General features: G+C 35.8%; 18 protein-coding genes. 14 read left to right on the forward strand and 4 right to left on the reverse strand.

Annotated elements, in window-relative coordinates:
• Nucleotides 1-8 precede the first annotated feature (8 nt).
• The 13 genes from PLJ10_03895 to PLJ10_03955 all read left to right on the forward strand — a co-directional run bounded on the left by PLJ10_03895 (nt 9) and on the right by PLJ10_03955 (nt 15347).
• The gene (locus PLJ10_03895) at nt 9-1220 is read left to right on the forward strand and encodes a Gfo/Idh/MocA family oxidoreductase (protein HOK08786.1); all 1212 of its coding nucleotides are present in this window, start codon (nt 9-11) and stop codon (nt 1218-1220) included.
• A 335-nt stretch (nt 1221-1555) separates the two neighbouring features.
• A complete protein-coding gene (locus PLJ10_03900) occupies nt 1556-2029 on the forward strand; it encodes a hypothetical protein (GenBank protein ID HOK08787.1) in 474 nt (157 codons plus the stop codon).
• 13 nt (nt 2030-2042) lie between these two features.
• Nucleotides 2043-2387 carry an anti-sigma factor antagonist gene (locus tag PLJ10_03905; GenBank protein ID HOK08788.1) on the forward strand — a complete coding sequence of 115 codons (345 nt, stop codon included), beginning with the start codon at nt 2043-2045 and terminating at the stop codon, nt 2385-2387.
• A gap of 63 nt (nt 2388-2450) precedes the next feature.
• A complete protein-coding gene (rsmH, locus tag PLJ10_03910) occupies nt 2451-3425 on the forward strand; it encodes a 16S rRNA (cytosine(1402)-N(4))-methyltransferase RsmH (protein HOK08789.1) in 975 nt (324 codons plus the stop codon).
• Nucleotides 3425-4279 (forward strand): hypothetical protein, encoded by an 855-nt coding sequence (locus PLJ10_03915; GenBank protein ID HOK08790.1) that lies wholly within the window; start codon nt 3425-3427, stop codon nt 4277-4279. Before rsmH ends, PLJ10_03915 begins: the two co-directional genes overlap by 1 nt.
• Before the next feature lie 3 nt (nt 4280-4282).
• Entirely contained in the window at nt 4283-6679 is a 2397-nt protein-coding gene (locus tag PLJ10_03920) for a penicillin-binding transpeptidase domain-containing protein (GenBank protein HOK08791.1), read from the forward strand.
• Between the two features lie 2 nt (nt 6680-6681).
• Nucleotides 6682-8166: a UDP-N-acetylmuramoyl-L-alanyl-D-glutamate--2,6-diaminopimelate ligase gene (locus PLJ10_03925; protein HOK08792.1), complete on the forward strand. Its 1485-nt coding sequence runs from the start codon at nt 6682-6684 to the stop codon at nt 8164-8166.
• Nucleotides 8167-9522 (forward strand): UDP-N-acetylmuramoyl-tripeptide--D-alanyl-D-alanine ligase, encoded by a 1356-nt coding sequence (gene murF / locus PLJ10_03930; protein ID HOK08793.1) that lies wholly within the window; start codon nt 8167-8169, stop codon nt 9520-9522.
• A gap of 68 nt (nt 9523-9590) precedes the next feature.
• Nucleotides 9591-11072, forward strand: coding sequence for a phospho-N-acetylmuramoyl-pentapeptide-transferase (mraY, locus tag PLJ10_03935; GenBank protein HOK08794.1), 1482 nt, complete (start codon nt 9591-9593; stop codon nt 11070-11072).
• Nucleotides 11069-12433: a UDP-N-acetylmuramoyl-L-alanine--D-glutamate ligase gene (gene murD / locus PLJ10_03940; GenBank protein ID HOK08795.1), complete on the forward strand. Its 1365-nt coding sequence runs from the start codon at nt 11069-11071 to the stop codon at nt 12431-12433. The genes mraY and murD overlap by 4 nt, the downstream gene beginning before the upstream one ends.
• 6 nt (nt 12434-12439) lie before the next feature.
• On the forward strand, nt 12440-13576 hold the full coding sequence (locus PLJ10_03945) for an FtsW/RodA/SpoVE family cell cycle protein (GenBank protein HOK08796.1): 1137 nt from the start codon (nt 12440-12442) through the stop codon (nt 13574-13576).
• Between the two features lie 29 nt (nt 13577-13605).
• Nucleotides 13606-14631 (forward strand): tRNA preQ1(34) S-adenosylmethionine ribosyltransferase-isomerase QueA, encoded by a 1026-nt coding sequence (gene queA / locus PLJ10_03950; GenBank protein ID HOK08797.1) that lies wholly within the window; start codon nt 13606-13608, stop codon nt 14629-14631.
• A gap of 17 nt (nt 14632-14648) precedes the next feature.
• Complete coding sequence (locus PLJ10_03955; protein HOK08798.1) at nt 14649-15347, forward strand: 6-carboxytetrahydropterin synthase; 699 nt, start codon at nt 14649-14651, stop codon at nt 15345-15347.
• 31 nt (nt 15348-15378) lie between these two features.
• On the opposite strand, the gene PLJ10_03960 is transcribed toward PLJ10_03955, so the two are convergent.
• The 3 genes from PLJ10_03960 to PLJ10_03970 form a co-directional block, all read right to left on the reverse strand.
• On the reverse strand, nt 15379-17049 hold the full coding sequence (locus tag PLJ10_03960) for a 4Fe-4S binding protein (GenBank protein ID HOK08799.1): 1671 nt from the start codon (nt 17047-17049) through the stop codon (nt 15379-15381).
• A 5-nt stretch (nt 17050-17054) separates the two neighbouring features.
• On the reverse strand, nt 17055-17990 hold the full coding sequence (locus PLJ10_03965; protein ID HOK08800.1) for a DUF362 domain-containing protein: 936 nt from the start codon (nt 17988-17990) through the stop codon (nt 17055-17057).
• 140 nt (nt 17991-18130) lie between these two features.
• Complete coding sequence (locus PLJ10_03970; protein HOK08801.1) at nt 18131-19075, reverse strand: prolyl oligopeptidase family serine peptidase; 945 nt, start codon at nt 19073-19075, stop codon at nt 18131-18133.
• Nucleotides 19076-19166: 91 nt separating this feature from the next.
• Here PLJ10_03970 and PLJ10_03975 point away from each other — a divergent pair, with 91 nt between their 5' ends.
• On the forward strand, nt 19167-21449 hold the full coding sequence (locus tag PLJ10_03975) for a hypothetical protein (GenBank protein ID HOK08802.1): 2283 nt from the start codon (nt 19167-19169) through the stop codon (nt 21447-21449).
• A 28-nt stretch (nt 21450-21477) separates the two neighbouring features.
• Here the strand turns inward: PLJ10_03975 and PLJ10_03980 are convergent, their stop codons facing one another.
• Entirely contained in the window at nt 21478-22500 is a 1023-nt protein-coding gene (locus PLJ10_03980) for an NrpR regulatory domain-containing protein (protein ID HOK08803.1), read from the reverse strand.
• Nucleotides 22501-22678: the final 178 nt, after the last annotated feature.

The raw sequence follows: 22678 nt of genomic DNA on the forward strand, positions 1-22678 counted from the left end.
AAAAAGATATGCATAACAAAGAAGGCAAAACAAGACGCGACTTTATTAAGTCAACAGTAGTAATGGCGAGTGCTATAAACATTTTACCATCCCGAATTGTGTTTGGTAGTGAAGCAAATGAAAAAGTCAAGTTAGGATTGATTGGATGTGGTGGTAGAGGACGTTGGATAGCTCATCTATTCGAAAAGAATGCACCATTTGAAATAACTGCAGTTCACGACGTGTTTCGAAAAAGAGCAAAGCGTGTCGCAGAAGAATGCAATGTCCCCGACTCAAAAATATTTGTAGGATTAAATGGATATAAAGACCTTCTCGAAGCAGATGTCGAAGCAGTCGCCATCGAAAGTCCACCTTATTTTCACCCCGAACAAGTACTTTCCGCAGTTGCAAAAGGAAAACATGTGTATTTAGCAAAACCCATTGCTGTTGATGTAAATGGCTGTTTATCATTAATCGATATATCAAAAAAATATAATAACAAACTATGTTTGCTCGTAGATTTCCAAACACGTAATTATGACCTATTCAAAGAGTGTGTTCAAAAAATTCATTCAGGTATGATTGGAGAACCTGTTATTGGACAGTGTTATTACTACTGCAGTCGTTTAGGAAAACAGGCAGAACCCGGTACCCCAGGTGAACGATTAAAAAATTGGGCTTTCGACAAAATCCTTTCTGGTGATATTATCGTTGAACAAAATATACATGTAATTGACATGGCAAATTGGTATCTAAAATCACATCCACTAAAAGCATTCGGAACGGGTGGTAGAAAAGCACGTACAGATGTCGGCGATTGCTGGGACCATTTCTGTGTCCAATTTACATATCCAAACGATGTCATTGTTGATTTTAGCAGTGGGCAATTCACTTATGGTTATGACGATTTATGTATGAGATTATACGGCTCTTTAGGAACTGCAGATACTCATTATGGCGGTATCGTTACCATCGAAGGAAAATCGGAAAGTTGGGAAGGAGGAAAAAGTTCTGATATCTATGAAAAAGGTGCTGTGAATAATATAAAAGATTTTTATGAGGCTATCAAGAGTGGAAAATACCTGAATAATCTCGAAGAATCTGCATATAGTAATTTGACAAGCATTTTAGGAAGAATGTCCGCATATCAAAACAGAACCGTTACCTGGGAGGAAATGATTAACTCAAATGAAAAATTAGAAACTCAACTCGAAATTTCAGAAGAAATTATTAATTCATAAAAAGTTCTACTGGTAAATTAAAACCTTTTAAAATCCCCCTGAAAAATTCTTCAGGGGGATTTTATATTTGACTCTTCAATATCATCAGTTTTTTAATCATTTTTTAATCGCAAATGGTATGAATACAGCAAACATATCTTAGTAAGTAAAACATATTACTTTGTAAATTTTTACATCTCCCCATCCATTTTATTTATATAAAATAAATGTTTTTATTTTAAATTTTTATATTATTTTTAATAAAATTATCAATATTTAACTTGACAATATGTATTTTAAGTGTTATTATATGTAAATATAATAGTAAAATAATAGTAATTTGGTGGAGATAAATAGTGATTATATACCAATCCGAATACCATGTGACTCTTGACAGTAAAAGTAGAATTCTAATTCCTAATGCATTAAAAACAGTGATGAAAGATTACAATCATACTGTTTGGTATTTAACACGAGGCTTTGATAAAAATCTATTACTTTTCCCTTCTGAACTTTGGAAAAAAATTACGGATACGTTAGAGCAACTTCCAACTTTAAATCCCAAAGCTCAATTTTTACGTCGTCGTTTTGTCGGTGGGTCAGTGCAAGTCCGTCCAGATGGTCAGTATCGAATAACCTTACCTGCTCCATTTCGAAAATGGGCAGAGATTTTAGATAATGCGGTGATAGCTGGATGTGGGTCATATCTTGAAATATGGAACGAGAGTTTATGGGATGAATTTTTCCAAACGGATAATATGCAAATAGAGATGAAAAATTTTATGGAGGAGTTATTTCCTCTTACAAATATAAATCAAAACTTATCCTGATAGGAGGTTGGTTATGGAAATTGAAAAAGTGGATTATGGGCATGTCATTCTCATTCGGGCTTCAGGTGAGCTTGATGAGAAAAATATGTGTGAGTTACGGCTGATTATTGCCGATTACATCCGCCACAAGAGAAATCATGTTGTGGTTAACATGCATGATGTCGAGATGATGGATATGGAAGCATCTGGTTATCTATTAGAATGTTTACAGATGGCAAGGAGAAAAGGAGGCGATTTAAAGTTAGTATCTCCTGCAATTTTTGTCGAACAGCTCTTCCGTTTTCTCGGAATTTGGCATTATTTTGAGATATATCCAAACGAAAAGAACGCTATCGACGCATTTAAACTTGTAGCATAAACATTTAACCATTTCCAACAGATAAACTGGAGGAAATCTTTTGACTTTTTATGTCAATAATTTATGATTAGCAAACCTTATCATATACCAGTTATGGCAAAGGAAGTTGTAAAACTTCTAAGAGGTAAGGAGAGAGGGATTTTTGTTGATGCTACAATCGGTGCTGGAGGTCACACCTCTATTTTTCTTGAAGAATTATCACCCCAAATGGTAATAGGTATTGACCGTGATCCTAAATCTATCCAACTCTGTAGAGAACGTTTTAAAAACGAAACAAGAGTAAAACTTTTTCATGCAAACTATTCAGATATGGAAACAATAATTAAAGAAATTGGATTAGAAAATGTCGACGCAATATTAATTGATGCAGGTATATCAAGCTTTGCATTAGAAGACTCTTCACGTGGACTTTCATTCCAGATAGATGGCCCTTTAGATATGCGAATGAATCCAAATGATGACGAACCATTAAGTTATTTGTTGGCAAAAATAGAAATTCAAGCTCTCTCAAAAATCTTAAAAGAATACGGAGATGTTCCAAAACATTTGCGTGTTGCAAAAGTTATTATTGATGAGCATAAAAAAGGTAGATTAAAAAAAGTTTCAGATTTAGTAAATGTAATATTAAAAATATTTCCTGCAAAAAATAAATTACCCGATGAAGTAAGACAAATATTTCAAGCATTAAGAATTGCAGTAAATAAGGAGCTATTCCACTTAAATAAAGGTTTATGGGCAGGATTAAAAATATTATCAGAAGGTGGTATTTTTGTTGTAATAAGTTTTCATTCAGGTGAAGATAGAATTGTAAAATCAGTGTTTCGACTTATTACACATCCTTTAAAAGAATACTCATCTGATGGGTTTCTAAAACGAGAAATACCACCAATAGCCCAAAATTTAACTCCGAAACCTCTGATACCTTCAAAAGAAGAGATACAAAATAATCCAAGGTCAAAAAGTGCAAAGATGAGGTCAATACAAAAAATGTCAAATAACTATTTTGAAATATTTTGTTCAAGGGGAATGATGAACTAATGAGTAATAAGTATGTCCAAATAAGAAAAGAAACCTTATTTGTCGGAACATTATATTTGATACCTATCCTAATCGTTGCAGGCGTATTAGCGGTAGACTTGTACATCAATGTTCAAAAACAAAAGTGGGATTATCTTAAAATTGATGCAAAACGAGATATAAGAAAATGGATTGGCTACAAAATAAACGAAGGAGAAGTAAAAGAAGACAAACATGATACACCAGCAATCAATAAAAATAATTTAAATTCAACCCCTTCTACAGGGGAATCAGAAGAACGAACCTTTGTAAATTATTTATCCCAATTAATCAATATGTTTAGATTTAAGAAAAAACAACAGGAAGTAGATGATGAAAATATAGAGTTTGGTCTAAGGGCTCTAATGTCAGAGATAGAGTCATTGAAAGCCGAAAAATCAAGATTAGAAAACCTTCAAAATATGACCCGTTTAGGCTATCAACTCGGCTTATTTACGCCAAGTCCCGAGCAAATTGTTCGTATCCCATATAGTAAACAAGAAAGAGAACGATTAGTTCAATATGCCTCGTCTGATATGTTATTCCCTGAAAAACCGAAAAAAACCGAAATGATATTCGTGGCGAATGAGGAAATAAAAGAAAACAAAAGTGTATTAGATAAAATTTATGATTATATTGACCAGAGCGTGTCATCAATAAGACAAAAAATACTTAAAGAGGGATTAAAGTCTTCACCAGCAATAGCAGAACCTAAAAAAATCGATGGGAACCCTGTTAAAGGAGAAGTTGTTGAAAAAACCACTGAGGAAAAAAAGAACGATAAAAGTGTAAACAATATTGACTTTTCAACTGAATTTTTACTTGAGGAGATGTAGCATATGTTTGGGAGGTTAATTAAAAAATCACCATTCGATATTGAAGATGATAGTCCACGAATAATATCAATTGATAGAATTGCTTACCTGCAACTAATTTTATGGATGATGTTTTGTATTATTATTGTTCGGCTTGTTATTGTGTGTTTTTTCCCAAAAACAATTGTTAAAAAATCTGCTCTCTCTCATTCTGGGAAAATAGTGCGTGAGAATCCACGGGGTTCAATATATGATAGAGCCCAAAATTTACTTGCCTATTCTGTTTATACCCCTTCTTTATTTTGTTCACCTGCAGATATCCTGTATCCCGATGAAATGGCAGAAATGGTTTCAAAAAAATTAGGTTTGGATTATGAATTAGTCCGACAAAAGATGATTCAAACGGATAAGGCTGGAAATAAATTGCGGTACGTGCTTATTCAACGAGCCGTTGAGAATCTTTCAAAAGCAGAATTGGAAGATTTTATTAGTAAACTTAATAAATGGCATGATAAGAAATATAAAGAGTCGCAAAAGAAAGACGAAAACAAGTTAACACTATGGCAGGAGATTCTATTTTATTTAAGGGACAAGCCAGATGAAGACCCAATTATGCAAAAAAGAGGCAAACCCCTTTTTATAAAATATGAATGGCTTCGTCAATACCCACATCAAGATGTAGGCGGAAATATTATTGGATTTGTGGCAAGAAATGATAGTAAGGATGGGGGACGGATTGCTGGCATGGATGGAATAGAACGAGATTGGGACCGCTATTTATACGCAGACCCAACTGAAATAACAGGTAGAAAGACAGGTAATGGATTTATTCTTCCATCAACATCTCAAGAACAACAAGGACAATGTCCAGGGGCTAATTTAGAACTTACAATAGATTTAGAAATTCAACATGTTTTAGAAAAAGAATTAGATAAAAGGATTATCGAGTGCAATGCTTCTGATGGGATGGGAATTATTATGAATCCATACACAGGAGCAATATTAGCTATGGCTTCTCGACCTTCGTACGACCCAAATCTCCCAGAAACAAGACAGGGTGATGCACTTAAAAATAAGGTGCTTTACGAATTGATAGAGCCTGGTTCTACATTTAAAGTAATTACTGCAAGTGCAGGTTTAGAAAAAGGTGGTTTTACAAAAGATACTATTATTAACTGCGAAGGTGGAAGTTATCGAGTTGGGAATAAAGTAATCCGCGACGTCCACGGTATGGGGGCAGTTCCTTTCTGGAAGTGCTTTGAACAATCCAGTAACGTCGGTTTTGTTAAAGTGGGACAGAAAGTCGGTTTAGACACTCTAAGAGAATATGTTAAAAAATTTGGTTTTGGTACAAAAGCACTTAGTGACATATCTACCGAACGAATAGGAGCAATCTCAACCAACAGAGCTGAAACAACATTGAGTTCAATGTCTATTGGTTATGCTGTTAATGTCACACCTATTCAATTAGCACGAGCTTATGCTGTGATAGCAAATGGTGGTTATTTAGTGGATCCTTATCTTGTTGAAAAGGCAGTTCTCCCTTCGGGTGAAGTGATATATGAACATAAAGCGGAGTCTTTTACAAGAGTTATTCAACCAGAAACTGCGGAAACTATAAGAACATTATGCCATCAGGTTGTTCTTAAAGGAACAGGGAAATCTGCAAATATCCCTCAATATAAAGTCGGGGGAAAAACAGGTACCGCTCACACCGCACGACCGAGAAGCGAAGGAGGCGGTTACGACCCCAATAAAATTATTTCGGTCTTTTCTGGTTTTGCTCCAGTAACAAATCCCAAAATTGTAGCAGTCATTGTTATACGTTATCCAATGTCAAAAATTAAGTACGGTGGATATGTTTGCGGTCCTGTATTTAAAAATGTAGTTTATTACACTCTAACACGGCTAAAAGTTCCCCCAGACCCTGTACCTCTTGAATTACTCAAACAAGATGGTTTTATAGCAGAAAATAGCGTTGAAAAAGATAACGACGCCTTATATTTTGAAAGTATTGAACCACAATGGATTAATGAAATCTTAACAGATGAACCTTCTATGCCAGTAAATGAAAAAGCCACTGACTCCTTGTTTGCAGACACGGGAAAAAAATCCCCTAATAAAAAGGCAGAGGAAAAAGTAAAACCTTCAATCCCTGTAAATCCATTATCTGAAGAAGAACTCATAAAAATGGCTAAAGAATCTGAAACATTGCCGAATCTTTTAGGATTAACTAAACATCAAGCGTTGAATGTATTGACCGCATTAAAGATTGAATATGAATGTAATGGCTATGGAAGAGTTATTTCCCAGATTCCATTCCCAGGAGCACCTTTAGAAAATGTTGATGTGTGTCAACTAAATTTTTCTGGTGTCGTAGAAGATGAAATGAAAAAGACATCAGTAACCGCAAAGGAATAGAGATGAATCTTCGGGATATTGTTCAGCGTTGGAAACTAAATTCCTCACTACCCATTCCAGAAAAAGAGGTAAGAGGAATAACCGAGAATTCAAAAAAAGTACAGGAAGGATGTATTTTTGTTGCTATTCGTGGGGAACATTCTGATGGTAGTATTTACATCCCTGAAGTTATAGAAAAAGGAGCAATCGCCGTTATCAGTTCTGCCACACCTCCCGAAGAGTGGGCTTTTTTATTAGCACAGAGACAAATACCCTATTTCATTCATGAAACTCCACGACAGCTCTTAGGTGAAATCGCTCATTTCATTGCAGGTGACCCGACAAAATCAATGGTTGTTATTGGTATTACTGGAACAAATGGAAAAACAAGCACGACCTTTTTAATCGAAAGCATCTTAAAGGAGGCAGGCATCTCTGTAGCCCGTTTTGGAACCCTTGGCTACAATTTTGGAGACCAACAGATAGATGCAATTCATACCACACCTTTTAATGAAGATTTAGTTGCACTCTTCTCCAGAGCAAAACAGCAGGGTATTACCCATGTGGTGATGGAGGTTAGCAGTCATGCACTTGCACAAGACCGAGTTTCTGGAATCCATTTTACAATTGGTGCTTTTACAAATTTGACGCAAGACCATCTGGACTTTCATAAAACGATGGAAGATTACCTAAAAGCAAAACTCCGACTCTTTGAAATATTACCTTCTGATGGAGGCATCGGTGTCGTAAATGCCTCAGATTCGTATGCCGATTATTTTATAAAAGCAACGAATGCCAAATGTGTTACATATGGCTTAAAAGGCGACTATGTTGCAAAAGATATAGAAGGTAGTATGAAAGAAACAAAGTTTCTTCTTCGTACTCCTTTCGGGGAGATAGATGTAAAACTTAATCTTATCGGTAGACATAACGTTTTTAATGCACTTTGTGCTACCGCAGTTGCAGGAGAAATAGGCATTCCATTAAAGGATATACAAAGAGGTATTAAAAACTTAAAATGTGTCCCTGGAAGGTTTGAAATAATTGATGAAGGACAAGATTTTACTGTTGTTGTCGATTATGCCCACACGGAAGATGGCTTAAATCACGTCCTACAAACAGCGAGAAATTTAACCAAAGGAAAACTAATTGTTGTTTTTGGATGTGGTGGTGACCGAGATAAAACCAAAAGACCTAAGATGGGGGCGGTTTCCGCAAAATGGGCTGACATCGTCATTCTTACCTCTGATAATCCCAGAACCGAAGACCCGAAGAGAATTTTATTAGATATTGAAGTTGGTGTTCAGAAGATGGGTAAAGACAAAGGCGATAATTATTTTGTTATAGAAAATAGGGAAGAGGCTATAGAATTTGCTTTGAGCAAAGCAAAGCCTAATGACATCGTTATTATTGCTGGGAAAGGGCATGAACCCTATCAGATTATCGGTACCCAGAGATTCCCATTTGATGACCGTGAAGTGGCGCGTAAACTTTTGAAAGGAAAATAGATGGCTTGGGAATATACATTGGGAGAATTAACAAAAGTTGTCCATGGGAAGTTAAATGGAAACAAACATGCAGTATTCTCCGGTGTTTCTACCGATACCCGAACAATTAAACCTGGTAATATTTTTTTCGCTTTGCCCGGAAATAAAGTTGATGGACATCAATTTGTCCAGGAAGCTATTAACAAAGGTGCCATTGCTGTTATTGTTTCAAAAGAGACCAATGAATCGTCTATTTATGTCCCGAATACATTATATGCATTACAGCAATTTGCAAGATGGCACAGAACAAATTTAAAAGCAAACATATTTGCTATTACTGGTTCCTGTGGTAAAACTACAACAAAAGAATTAGTTTATTCTGTGTTAAATAAAAAATATAAGGTCGTAGCATCAAAAGGCAATTATAACAACGAATTAGGTTGCCCTCTTTCCCTTTTACAGATGGATGAAGAAACAGAATGGGGTATTATTGAAATGGGGGCAGGAAAACCTGGCGATATTGCAGAATTATGTGCAATTGCATACCCTGAAGAATCTGGGATTACAACGATAGCCCCTGCTCATCTGGAACGATTGGGCAGTATTGATGGTGTGGCAAAAGAAAAAGCAAACATCGCCAAGTGCCTCCCTCCATGGGGAAGTTTCTATGTTAACAAAGATGACCCCTATTGTGTTTCTATAGCCAACCGAATTTTAGTACCAAAAATTTACTTCGGGCAAAATGGAGACATATCCATAAAATCCATCCAGAGGGTCTCAGATAGCAAATTGAAAGTTGAAGTGGAACCCGTAGGTGTCTTCAATTTGCCATTATGTTCCCGAGCCTATCTTTCAAACTTTTTATTTGCAATTGCAGTATCATTTAAACATCAAATTCCTGCAGATGAAAAAAGTCTGTGTGACGCTTATGAACGGGCAGGCAGAATAAGAATATATAAAATTGGAGAGTTATTTATTATTGACGATTCATACAATGCAAACCCCGCAAGTATGAATTCCGCATTAGAGTATTTATCTCTGATAGCTCCACAAGGGTATCGATGTGCTGTACTTGGCGATATGCTTGAATTAGGTGAAGCAAGTGGACAATATCATTTTTCGTTAGGAAAAGAAATAGCCAATTACGGTGTTGATAATCTATTTCTATATGGAAATTACGCCAATGAGATAGCCAAAGGAGCAAAGTTAGGAGGAGTACCAAAAATATATATAGGTTCTACTCATGAAGATATTGCAGACAAATTATTGAATATTATTCAGCCTCAAAGCTTTGTTTTAGTCAAAGGTTCCCGTGGAATGACTATGGAAAAAGTTATAGAAACTTTAAAGAGAAAAATAGGATTAATAAATGAATAATAAACATATTACTATAATAACTCTATTTAATCTTATAAATATCAATTTATTTATGATAAGGGTATAGAATGCTTTATTACATAGCAATATTGCTAATTCCATATATCGATTTAATGAATGTTTTAACCTACCATACTGTTCGGGCAGGTGGTGCGGTATTCACATCATTTCTTTTGACCCTGTTTATTGGTCCTTCCGTTATCCATAAATTGAGAGAGATGAAAATAGGTCAATATATAAAAAAAGAATATGTAGAAGACCTGCATCAGCTTCATAAAGGGAAAGCTGGAACACCTACTATGGGAGGAATTTTAATCCTCATTTCAACATGTATTTCCCTTCTTATTTGGGGGCGACTTACCAATAGATGTTTGTGGCTTGCCCTAATAATATTCGTAGCACTGGGAATTTTAGGTTTTGTGGACGACTATATTAAATTAAAACGAAAACATAACGACGGACTTCGGGCAAGAGATAAACTTCTTGGTCAGATATTAATAGGTGTAATATTCGGTATCTATCTCTATTTTAATCCAATTACACCAGGCCCAATTTACATAGTGCATTCAGATGTTAAAAATTGGGCTTTATTATGCAATCAATTGAGTGAAGCATTAAAACAACACAATGAAACACCTCATTCAATCATCTGTTCTCAAATACCTCCCATATTAAAAGAACATCTCCTTCAATTAAATTTAGAAAAGGAACTTGAAATTGAAGAACAACTCCTTATTATTCGCGTCTTAAATCAGATTATTGATAATGGAACCTGGCATCAAAACCCAATGTGGAAAAATGAAGATATAGGTCAAGAAGCCATGTCATATTTATTAAGCAATAAACAATTAATTCCTTATCAAAAACAGCGATTAAGTAGATTAATTTTAGAGCATGTATTTAAGGATGCCTTTTATCCTTCCCCTTCCTCTCTACATACAAAAGTCGGTGTGCCAGGGTTTAAAAATCTATTTATTCCACTTGGCATCTTATATATTTTATTTGTTGCTTTTATAGTGGTAAGTGTTTCAAATGCAGTAAATTTAACCGATGGCTTAGACGGTTTGGCTATAGGGTGCTCTATTATCTCAATCATGGCTTATGCCGCAATTGCGTATATTGTAAGCCGTGCCGATTGGAGTAGGTATTTGTTCCTCACGTATGTCCCAGAAGCAAGTGAACTCTTTGTTTTCGGCTCTACATTGTTAGGGGCAGGTTTAGGTTTCTTATGGTATAACGGGCATCCAGCAGAAGTGTTTATGGGGGATACAGGCTCCTTGTCATTAGGTGGTGCTTTAGCCACGTTAGCTGTCTTAACAAAGCAAGAACTTTTGCTACCCATTGTTGCAGGTATTTTTGTGCTTGAAGCAGGAAGTGTTTTATTACAGGTAGCCTCCTTCAAACTTACAGGAAAAAGAATTTTCCGTATGTCTCCACTTCACCATCACTTTGAATTATTAGGTTGGACAGAAACAAAAGTAACTCTCCGCTTTTGGATAATAGCACTGTTATTTGCATTACTTAGTTTAGGAACACTCAAATTACGATGAACAAAACAAAAGAAAAAATAATGACCTCGCGTAGATTCCTGGTTCTCGGGGCAGGAAAATCAGGTCTTGCAGTAGCGAAACTTTTAAAACAGCAAAACAAGATAGTCATTGTTAACGACCAAAAAGAAATAAAAGAACTGCCTGATACTGTCAGACAACTTGAACAACTGGAGATTCCATTTATATTTGGAGAACACCCCTTAAGTCTTTTATCTTCTACAGATGTTGTTATCGTAAGCCCTGGAATTTCACCCAATATAAATATAATAAAAACAGCGATGGTGAAAGGCTATCCCATTATCGGTGAACTTGAATATGCTTCTTATTTTATTAACAAACCAATAATTGCTATCACAGGAACAAATGGTAAAACCACAGTAACTACTTGGATTTATTACACATTAAGAGAATTAGGAATAAACACCGCCTTAGGGGGAAACAACGATACTCCGCTTTCAGATATCGTTCTATTAGCCAAGTCCTATGATTGGATTGTTGCAGAGGTTAGCAGTTATCAACTTGAATATTGCTATGATTTCCATCCCCAAATAGCAGGTGTATTAAATGTAACTCCTGACCACATTTCACGCCATTCGACGCTCAAAGAATACGCTGATGTAAAATCAAAGATATTTAAAAATCAACAAAGAGAGGATATCGCAATAATCAATGAGGATGATGATTGGGTTCGACAGATGAAAATACCCACAGATGTTAGTCAATACAGATTCTCATTAGAAATGAAAGTTCCCACTGGTGCATGGATTGAAAATGAAAATATTCATTTTAATGAAACATATCTCGGACATATACAACAAATCCCCTTAAAAGGGAAACATAACCTTGCAAATGCCTTAGCGGTTCTGTGTGCATTATGTCCCATAATAGAATCACCAGAAAAGGTATTTAAAGCAATGTGTTCCTTCAAAGGAGTACCCCATAGAATCGAATTTATTGCCCAAAAAGATGGTGTAGAGTTTTATAACGACTCAAAGTCTACAAATGTAGAAAGTTTAAAAGTGGCTTTAGAAAGTTTTAACCAGCCAATCATTCTTATCGCAGGTGGTCAGGGAAAGGGTGCAAGCTATCAACCATTACGTCCACTAATTCAGGAAAAGGTTTGTTTTCTAATTACATTAGGAGAAGACGCCCATAATATAGAAGAAGCATTTTCAGATTTGGTAAAAACAACCCGTGTTAATTCGATGGAGGAAGCAGTTCAAACAGCATGGGAGAACGCATTCCCTAATGCAGTAGTTTTGTTATCACCAGCTTGTGCCAGTTTTGATATGTATCCAAATTATGAATTTCGTGGAGAACATTTCCGAAAATGTGTTCAGCAACTCTTAAGAAAGGAGTGATATATTATGCATAAAGATGCATCAGCAATCCTCATCATTACAACAATATTAATAATCGTTGGTATTTTTGTTAATTACAGCGTTGAAGGTATTGAGAAAAACCTTCAACAATTTTTAACAAAACAAATAATAATACTGTTGATCGGATTTGTTGCATTTCTGTTTATGTTATTTTACGATTATCATTCATTACTAAAACCTCTATTTTTATCCGTATTTTCAGCAGTATGTATTATACTTTTAATCCTTGTCCTTGTTGTTGGCGATAAGTCTCATGGTGCCAAACGTTGGATTCTGCTCCCTATGAATTTCACCTTTCAACCATCTGAAATTACAAAGTTTCTTGTCATACTATCTATAACATGCTATTTAAGTGAATGTTATTCAAAACTTAAAAAAGTATTGTTCGGTCTTTTCTTGCCACTGATAATCAGTGGATTTTATGCAGGGTTAATCTTCTTGGAGAACGACCAGGGAATACCTACAGTGATAATGGTAACAGTACTGTGTATGATGTTCGTAGCGGGGATTCGGATTAGGCAAATGATAGTTAGTGCTACTGCCCTAAGTGTTGTATTTGGTATTGCTATTTTCATGAAACCTCACCGTATATACCGTATTATATATACATGGTTCCCAGAATGGGATCCCTCTGGAAAAGGATGGCATATCATACAATCATTAGTCTCATTTTATCGCGGAGGTTTATTTGGTGTTGGAATTGGTGCTGGTGAACAGAAATTAAATTATTTACCTGAAGCAAATAAAGATTTTCCATTTTCGCTTATTACTGAAGAAATGGGTATGTTAACTGCCTTACTCCTTGTTTTATTATTCTTCCTATTTATCTACTACGGTTTTGAAATTGCACGGAAAGCCCCCGATATTGAAGGTTCTTTACTTGCTGTCGGTGTCACATGTATGGTTGGGATTCAGGCAATAGTAATGATTTTTGTAAATATGGGTCTACTACCAATTAAGGGAATGTGTTTACCATTAGTTAGTAGTGGTGGCTCTTCTTTTTTGGCAACAATGATGATGATTGGTTCTCTTGTAAATATCGGAATTCAGGAGGAAAGAAAGGAACCTGCATTCGCTAAAAAAATACCTATTTTCCTTCCTACAGCAAATATTTTTCAATAAAGCAAATAAAATACCTATAAGTTTCTATTATGCTCACTGAAGAACTAAATTATTATCTCCCTGAACATTTAATTGCACAACAACCTGTGAGACCACGTGACTCGTCTCGCCTGCTTGTTGTCTCCCGAGAGACAAAAAAGATTAAAGAAGATATCTTTCGTAACCTGCCAAATTATTTATTACCTGGAGATGTTATTGTCCTTAACAACACAAAGGTAATACCAGCACGTTTAATGGGATATAAAGAGAAAACAGGCGGAAAAGTAGAAGTTTTCCTGTTAAAACAAATTGATGATTACGATTGGATTGCATTGGTTCGACCCTCCGCAAAAGTAGCAAAGTCAACAAAAGTTGTATTCCATCCAGAACTGACATGCGAAGTATTAGACTTCCTCGGAGAAGGAAAAAGATTGGTTCGATTCCCAAAATCTAATATTATGTCTTTGATAAAAAAAGTTGGATTAGTACCCTTACCCCATTATATTCATAGAGACAAACCAGACCCCAAAGATATTCTTAGGTACCAAACTATATTCGCCCAAAAGTCAGGCTCCGTTGCCGCTCCAACAGCAGGATTACATTACACAAACCGAGTGTTTAAAAAATTACAACAGAAAGGAATTGACATTTGTTTTGTAACACTACATGTAGGATATGGAACATTCAAGCCAATCACCTCTGAAAAACTTGAACAACATATTCTTGACCAAGAAGAATACTTTTTTAGTGAGCAAACCGCAATGTTACTAAATGAAAAAAGGAAAAAGGGAAATAGAATTGTTGCTGTCGGAACAACGGTTACACGAGTACTTGAAACTCAATATAAAAACGGACAATTTTTTAGTGGCTCAGGATATACAAATAAATATATCTATCCACCTTATACATTTAAAGCCATAGATATTTTGCAAACAAACTTTCATTTACCCAAATCGTCTCTTCTCGCGTTAGTGTTTGCTTTCGCTGGTAAAGAACTAATAATGCAGGCGTATCAATATGCAATTGAACATAATTTCCGTTTTTATTCGTATGGTGATACAATGTTAATTTTATAATAAAAAGAGATGTGGTTATGCTACAAATTTCAAAATGTATGTATTTTGATTCTGCCCATAAAAATGAACATAAAGGAGGCAAATATGCAAGCCTTCATGGGCATACATTTTTTATCGAGGTTATCGCCCACGGAGAAATTGATGAGCGATACGGTTGGATTGTCGATTTTAGTGAGATTAAAAAATATTTAGCACCTATCATCTCTATCCTTGACCATTCCTATTTGAATGAAATTCCAGAATTGAAAGATAACGCAACACTTCCCTATATAAAACATTGGATTATTCAGCAACTCACTGAAAAACCATGGTGGTTCAAAGATATACAAATTGGAATTGTTGGTGACCTTAGTTTCGCACCACATTTATGCCCCCCAATACATTCTCTTCCAGAACTATGGTGTTTTTCTTTTGAATCTGCACAATCATTACCTAAACTTCCGTTAGAACATCCTTGCCACCGTCTCCATGGACATAGTTACTTTGTAAAAGTGCATTCAGACCAAATGGAGTCGCTACCCAAAGCATTAAAAGAAATATATGACATACTTGACCATCGCTGGTTAAACGAGATAGAAGGATTAGAACAGGCTACAAGTGAAATATTAACCCTTTGGATCGTTGAAAAATTAAGATATTTAGGTCATAAACCAGATACAGTGATTGTTCAAGAAACCCCATCCTCCTTTTGTCTATGGAAAGACGAAATAAAATAGACATTATAAACAACATTAGTTAGCAAACTTATTAATAAGGACTATTTTGAGAACCGCTATCAACTTCACTCGGGTAGGAAGTATCAAAAGTCAAAATCGGCTGATTCTTAGAGTTTCGGGACTCATTAGCACAGGTTACACGAATAGCTGCCCTGTCTTGAAATACACAAGACCATTCACAAATTCCACAACCAATACATAAGTTAGGGTCAACCTCAGGCTGTTTAATTTTTACTACGTTCCCATCTCTCGTGATAACTTCCCGCTCAACAAGATATATAGCCTTAGGTGATAAAGGACAATGCTCTTCACAAACAGCACATTCCCGACCATAAGAGTAGGGAATACATCTACCTTTGTCAAAGGTGGCAAGTCCAATCTTTGTCTTTTGTTTTTCTGCTAATGTCAATGGTTGAATAGCCTGAGTTGGACAAACCTGACCACACATGTTACAACTATATAGACAATAACCAATTTTGGGGACTAATTTTGGAGTCCAAAGTGCCTCCCAACCAGCCTCAATTCCTGTCGGTTGAATAGCATTTGTCGGACACACTCGCATACATGCACCACATTGTATACACCGTTGGAGAAACTCTCGTTCCATTCTTGCACCTGGTGGACGAATAAGCATATCAGGAAAAGGCTGTCCTTGCTTTGCCTGCGGAACTACACGAAAACCAAGCATCCCAACAGTACCAGTTGCCATAGCCGTAAGAATCGTCCTTCTTGGATAGTCGAGTTGTCCGGTTTTAATTTTAGGCTTTCCTAAACGTTGGAATTGAAATGAAATAGAGTCGGATTTGCAGGAAGCAACACAATTCCAACAAACAAAACACTCCGTAGGTAGCCAATTACCACGCTGGTCAGGTTGTGCTCCTGCTGGACATGCTTTACTACATTGACGACAATTAATACATGTATTTTCATCATTGAACAATCTTAACAACGGCTTCTGAGAAATAATACCTAAAAGACCACCAAGGGGACATATATAACGACACCAAAAACGTGGACGAACAAAGTTAAGTCCTGTTACAAAAATAAGCATGAAAAAAATAATTGTCCCTTCCGTGTAGAAGGTTTTTTGTGTCATTCTAAAAATATCAGTTCTAAGTTTCTGATAGATAGGTTCTGTTATTTTGGTAATACGTAATCCCAATATTTTTGGGTCTTCCCTATAAATAGCTGTGCTTGCCTCTTCAACACCTATATGGATCGCAGGGAATACTCCCGTTGAAAGTGCCCGATAGAAAAATGAAAATGGATCAAAGATGCCAAACCAATGCCCTCCAAAAAGACTCATGCCCAACATAGCAAATAGAATGAAATATTTGACACGATGGGCAGAAGTCCGACTTTGATATTCTTTCCTTTTTTTACCTCTTTGGGCTAACCATGAAAAAAACGTATGATACGCTCCAAATGGACAAAACCAACCACAAAATACCCTACCTAAAATTAAGGTTACTACTACAGTTATTAGGCACAGCAATGATAAAGTGATAAAACTCAAGGTTGATAAGAGAGTTAACAAGAAGATTAATGGGTCAAGATGAAAAAAGATTTTGTAGGGTTCAGCATTATTGCCTGGTTCGAGAAAATGTAATTGCCACGCAAGTACCAGAAACAAAACAAAAAAAATCAACTGCGATAGACGCCGTATCCACTGCGTCCATGAACGAGGTTTCTTAAACTTCATGGTGATTATACTATGATTTCTTGAAACTTTAATTTATTTTTATAATCTATTTGACCTAAACCCGCTTCAAAGCCTTTCATCACGGTCCCAATTTTTTGAGGTTCATATCCTAATATCTCACTGCCAAAAGCATCCAGAGCAACAATGTCAGTCGATACCGCAACAATATTTAGCCTCTTTACATCCTTCAGGTCACCTCCCGTTGGACCGTTAGCAGTCAACACACGTATAGCATCAAGTATACTGATTTTTGGTTTCATATATGCAGTAATATCTTTAATACATGTTGGCAAATCTTGATGGAACATCCGACGATTTTCTATCACGCCCATATAATTTTTCATTGCTAACGTTACTGTAGTCGAAGCATGATGCTTTGCAACAGGTATATCAATTACAATATCCGATTCTATTATTTCTGGGTATAACGGTATCTTTTTCACCCGTTCACCACCAATATCAGTCTCCTTAAAACGGCTACGGTCAATATATATAAGTTCAGCACCTGTTTCCTTAGCCACATTAGCAATCCCACTGGTTACATAGGATTTTGTTGCATCGTTAACTGTATTGTCACCAATCTTCACTGTTTTGGCACCCGCATTAAAACAAAGTTCAATAACTGTCCTTAATAAATCTGGGTTCGTATTTGCCGCTTGTTCTGGCGTCCTATCCCACGCCATATTTGGCTTAATCCAAACTACATCACCTTTCTTAATAAACCGTCCCATACCTCCAAGTGATTCAATAGCCTTCTTGGTTAACTTTTCTGCTATCTCACGTGTCGGTTCTTCTACAATAGGTTCTCCTTTCCATTTACAGACAACCATATCAAGCGGTGCCGATGTGTCCTGAGCCTTCGCCATTAAAGGTTGTAAGGCTAATGCGCCTGCAAAACAACCTGTCTCAATGAAGAATTGCCGTCTTGTTCTCTTGTTCATAAGCGTTGCTCCTATTTATTATTCAAAATTTATTTAGCAGTGTTTATTTATTATACAACAAAACAACGCAATTTTACTCACTTTATTAGACAAAAATTAGATACCAACAGTTTCTTTAATTATTTCAGGATGAAAATATGTTACTTGGTTAGTTGCATAGAAAACTGTTTGCCTAAATAATCAAAGTCCCTAGACATATCTTTCCATATATGTTCTACATTCTCTTTGGTTATTAAATTACAATTCCATTGATAACTTTTTAACTTTTTATAAAAATGTTCCGATTGCGAAAAGGGCACAAGAGAATCTTTTGTCCCATGAAATAAAAATACAGAAGGAGGCGACGTTATATCTTCAAATGGGAAAAAAAATGGTGATAAGTCTTTCAAACGAGGTTCGATTTCCTCAGCAGGTGGTTCTATCTCATCTTCAAGAAAAGATTTTTTCCGTATAAGACGTAAAAGGATAGTTTGAATTTCCCAGGATGACGTTGTCATAGAATAAAATGATAATAAATCAACTGGAGAGCAAAATAAAGCAATCGTTTTTATATATTCATATAGAAATTTTATGCCATCGGTTGCACTTCCAATAAACTTAGGTTCCCTTAAAAGAGCATTCATCGCAAGATGTCCACCAGCAGATATTCCCATAATCCCCAGTCGATTTTTATCTATATCAAATCTGTCTGCATTTCTTATGATGAATTGAATCCCTGCCTGAACATTATGAATCATTTGTATACCATTAAATATTTGGATAGAACCAGGAGATAAAGCAAATACACAATATCCTTGACCACAAAGCACATCATAAAGCCCCAATCCAATATGTTGTATTAATTGGTGTCTATCTGAGAACCATCCATTAGAAACAACATCAATAATACCTATCCCATTACTTTTCCCAATAGGCTTAAATATATCCATCGTAAGAGCAATACCATAAGCCTCTGCATATATACAATGAGGTTCATGCACAAATAGCCCTTTTGTCTTAGGTCGTATAGTTAGTTTACTTGCTGGATTATATAATTCCTGCACAGGCCTTAAATACACATGCGTCTTTTTTGGTTCTTCTTTCATATCTATCCATTTATAATTTAGTATACTGTTTGTTCAACATAGGTAAAGTATTTTAAAATACTCCAACTACTATAACGGAATTTTAATAATAATGTGTAATATCCTATCATTTTCAATTTGCTTTCTGGCTATTTGTTTAGGTCAAGATCAGCCTATAGAAAATATATCATCTCCACCACTGGTCGCTGAAATTACAGCAGACCATCCGCTCTTCCTTTTTACATGTTCCATAAAAGAAATTGAACTCGGAACTGCCAATGAAAAGATCAAAAATGTATGGAATAATTTAGATGATGAACTAAAGCCTTTTTCCGCACTATGGCTTGATTTCTACCCAGAGCTCATTCGTGACCCAGGAAAATTAGAAGATGTATTAAATACTATCTTCCAGGAATTTAAATGCCCAGTTGTTCTAAAAATACCAACCATTATGAAACAAGAAGTTTGCCCAGAACATCGAGAGTTAGAAGCACTCTTTGCCCGTTTCCCTAACATAATAGGCATATCTATTCATGACTTTACGATGAACCTATACCCTTCCTATAGCCATGATTTTGGATTGGATTATTCGCATGTCTTATGGCTTTCCAAAATGATACAAGTTCTCGCTTCTTATGGTAGATTTCTATATTGGTCTATGGATTCTATAGAATGGGCACGTTATCTCTCCCATCCAGAAAGCGAAACGTTATTTAACATCATGAAAAGCTACCCCGAGTATGTTATACCAGCCTATCGACATAATGGAGATACCGCCCCAATTGGAATAGGTGAAATGTTAGGATTGTATCTTACCAATTCGGTTTCTTGTTGGGGTATTATATGCAGTTCAGAGTGGTATCATAAAGATTTTATTGTAAAACCATGCTTATTTGGAAAAGCCCCTGAAGGTACCATTAGTATCCCAAATTCATTCTATCGACTTATGATATTGAATGGTGTACTTGCAGGTGCAACAGTATTCGCATTCGAAAATGAAGATGCACTTTGGTTGGGTAAAGAAAATAGCCATTGGAAAAGAACCATTAATCCAACATTGAAAGATATTATTTCATCAAATCCAATCCCTCAAAGAAATATGCTGTTACAACAAGTAAAATCTGCCTTTCAACTATATCCTTCTTCAAACCCATTAGAATTTCACAAAAACCTAAAAGAATTAAACCCACAAATGAACGAAGGAAAAATAGTTCAAACAATTTATGGTGACCCATCCTCAGGAAAGTTACCACTGATAATTCCAGAAAATGGGAACGCCTATATAATCCCAATTCTTTCATCTTTCTTGTCAGCAGAACAAACACATGTTTTTGAAGAAATTGTAGGTTATCGGCCTTCCCATCCCGAATGGACATGGACACAGGTTTTATCAACCAGTTCAAAACCAGTAGGTGAAGGAAATGCATTTATAACTTCTGCAGGTAAATGGGTCTTTATTTTTAACTCTAATATCTACAGTAATACACCTCAGACATATCAAATAATGAATATGCCTGCACCTGTTCGAAAATTTACCGCAAACCGTGTACAGGATGGTATTGTATTAAAATGGCCGTTTAGAGAAGGTGACATTTCCTATCAGATTTATCGACGTTTCCCACCAGATACCTCATTTCACTTACTGGCAAAAGGAATTGATGCCCGTGAATGGAAAGATACAAGCATTTCTCCTCAACAAACCATTGCTTATTCCATTACCGCCCTAACTTCTGAGCAGGAACCTATTTCAGGAACAGTAAGTTTAGGGGATTATCTTATGTTTAGCACGGTAGAGAGTAAAATAGTAGAAGAAGTAGTTTTATCACCTGAAACGTTCACTTCTGAAAGTGTACCAATACTCTCAACTGCCCTCTCCCCAGAAGAATTCGCAGATTGCAAAGACCCGATGGAAGGATTAGAACTGACCCAGAAAGAACAAGCAGAAGTAATATTGAAAAATTTGGCTTTGTTCGAATCCGCTATTATTTCCAAAAATATAGATTCTCTCATCAATCTTTTTGCTCCAAATTATAAAGATTCTGCTGGACGAGGTGCCGATTATCTGCGAGCAGGCTTCGAATGGTTCTTTATGCATTGTCCATATCCTAAAATGATATGGCAGGTTAGACAATGGTTATTCGAAACTTCCCCCGAAAATCAGACCCTGATAAAGGTCTCACTGTTCCTAAAAGTAAAAGGCTATGCTCTCTCTGACTCATTAGGTATTAAAGGAGACATTCCTATCGAAATATATTCCGAGAATGGAGGTGAAACAACTATTACCTGGTCTGTTTATGAAAACCAATGGCGAATCATAAATATAGAACCCCCAATCCTTGAAATTAAAAAAATAAGTTCAACCCTAACCTCTCCATACTTTTCAACCAATCAATAGTAATATCAAATAATGTAATTCCTATTAATCACCAAAAATGATTCCTAACATATTTCTCTATCTCTGTATACTCAATTAATGAATTATAATCAAACAAAGTGCTCATTGCTTTGGAAATAACCTCAATTCCGTGTTCAGCAAGAACCGCAATCGGATTTAACCCAGCAAGTACAAGTAAACCTGTTCTACCCTGCGATACAGGCATATCCAGCAAAGGCTGATTAGGCGAACCAATCGCCAATATTCCACCTAACATACACTCCTCCACTTCCCGCGATAATTCTTTTGCCTTCGTTAAAGATACCGAAGGTATTTCCCTAAAACTAACACCAATAACACCGTTACCCGTTTGTGTCGCTTCCCAGACACTGGTCATCTTCCCTCGAATAAATATTTCCAGTGGGTCAATAGTTGTCCCTTCGTAGCTAATAATCTGAGTAAATCGTTTCGGTTTACTATCACTCAATTCCACAAGAGTGCCAAATCGTGAGGTCATAGGAATACTGTTTCGCAGAAAGATACCATTTAAACTCACACTACATATAGTCCCAATTGCCACATGTTTTTCAGGTACCCTGAATGAACCTAAACGCGTCTTTTCATCTGCAATCGTAAGTAATTTTCCCATCCCTAAATTGTTTTCATAAACCATACATATCTTCTTTATAAATTTTTTCAAATACTCCTTCCCAAAATAACTTATATTTAAAATAATCGTTCCTTGTCCCTTTTTTATGTCAAAATCCATTCGATATGCTAATTCCTCAACTTTAGAGGACACAAATCCTACCTTGTCAACAACTAATTCAGTCTCAAGTTCACGTATTCCCTTCTCAGTAATTTTCCTGCCTTTCCGACCATAGTTTACAGTCCAACCTAACTGATCCGTAAGAATGAGATAATCTCGTATGGCTCTATCAGTAAGTTCAATGCCAGAAATCCTCAATATTTCAGAAATACGTTCACTGCCAATCGGGCTTTCATGATTGGCTAATACCTGAAGTATCGCTTGTAATTGTCTACGAACCTTTATCTCTTGAAAACTTTTCATAAATACCCTTTCACATAATAACGGAAATATTTCCGATCGACATATTATAATAAAATATAAAAACAAAATGTAAATAACAGTATTCTAATATAAATTAAACTTAAAACTTGATTTTATATATTTGTTTAATATAATATATCGGAAGTCTACTTCCGTTAATTAATTTAAAAACAAAACT

It is taken from the genome of Candidatus Hydrogenedens sp. (assembly GCA_035361075.1).
Classification (GTDB): Bacteria; Hydrogenedentota; Hydrogenedentia; order Hydrogenedentales; family Hydrogenedentaceae; genus Hydrogenedens.

Coding starts and splice junctions, on each gene's coding strand:
- PLJ10_03895 (HOK08786.1), top strand. CDS start 9: ATGCATAACAAAGAAGGCAAAACAAGACGCGACTTTATTAAGTCAACA.
- PLJ10_03905 (HOK08788.1), top strand. CDS start 2,043: ATGGAAATTGAAAAAGTGGATTATGGGCATGTCATTCTCATTCGGGCT.
- rsmH (HOK08789.1), top strand. CDS start 2,451: ATGATTAGCAAACCTTATCATATACCAGTTATGGCAAAGGAAGTTGTA.
- PLJ10_03915 (HOK08790.1), top strand. CDS start 3,425: ATGAGTAATAAGTATGTCCAAATAAGAAAAGAAACCTTATTTGTCGGA.
- PLJ10_03920 (HOK08791.1), top strand. CDS start 4,283: ATGTTTGGGAGGTTAATTAAAAAATCACCATTCGATATTGAAGATGAT.
- PLJ10_03925 (HOK08792.1), top strand. CDS start 6,682: ATGAATCTTCGGGATATTGTTCAGCGTTGGAAACTAAATTCCTCACTA.
- murF (HOK08793.1), top strand. CDS start 8,167: ATGGCTTGGGAATATACATTGGGAGAATTAACAAAAGTTGTCCATGGG.
- mraY (HOK08794.1), top strand. CDS start 9,591: ATGCTTTATTACATAGCAATATTGCTAATTCCATATATCGATTTAATG.
- murD (HOK08795.1), top strand. CDS start 11,069: ATGAACAAAACAAAAGAAAAAATAATGACCTCGCGTAGATTCCTGGTT.
- PLJ10_03945 (HOK08796.1), top strand. CDS start 12,440: ATGCATAAAGATGCATCAGCAATCCTCATCATTACAACAATATTAATA.
- queA (HOK08797.1), top strand. CDS start 13,606: ATGCTCACTGAAGAACTAAATTATTATCTCCCTGAACATTTAATTGCA.
- PLJ10_03955 (HOK08798.1), top strand. CDS start 14,649: ATGCTACAAATTTCAAAATGTATGTATTTTGATTCTGCCCATAAAAAT.
- PLJ10_03960 (HOK08799.1), bottom strand. CDS start 17,049: ATGAAGTTTAAGAAACCTCGTTCATGGACGCAGTGGATACGGCGTCTA.
- PLJ10_03965 (HOK08800.1), bottom strand. CDS start 17,990: ATGAACAAGAGAACAAGACGGCAATTCTTCATTGAGACAGGTTGTTTT.
- PLJ10_03970 (HOK08801.1), bottom strand. CDS start 19,075: ATGAAAGAAGAACCAAAAAAGACGCATGTGTATTTAAGGCCTGTGCAG.
- PLJ10_03975 (HOK08802.1), top strand. CDS start 19,167: ATGTGTAATATCCTATCATTTTCAATTTGCTTTCTGGCTATTTGTTTA.
- PLJ10_03980 (HOK08803.1), bottom strand. CDS start 22,500: ATGAAAAGTTTTCAAGAGATAAAGGTTCGTAGACAATTACAAGCGATA.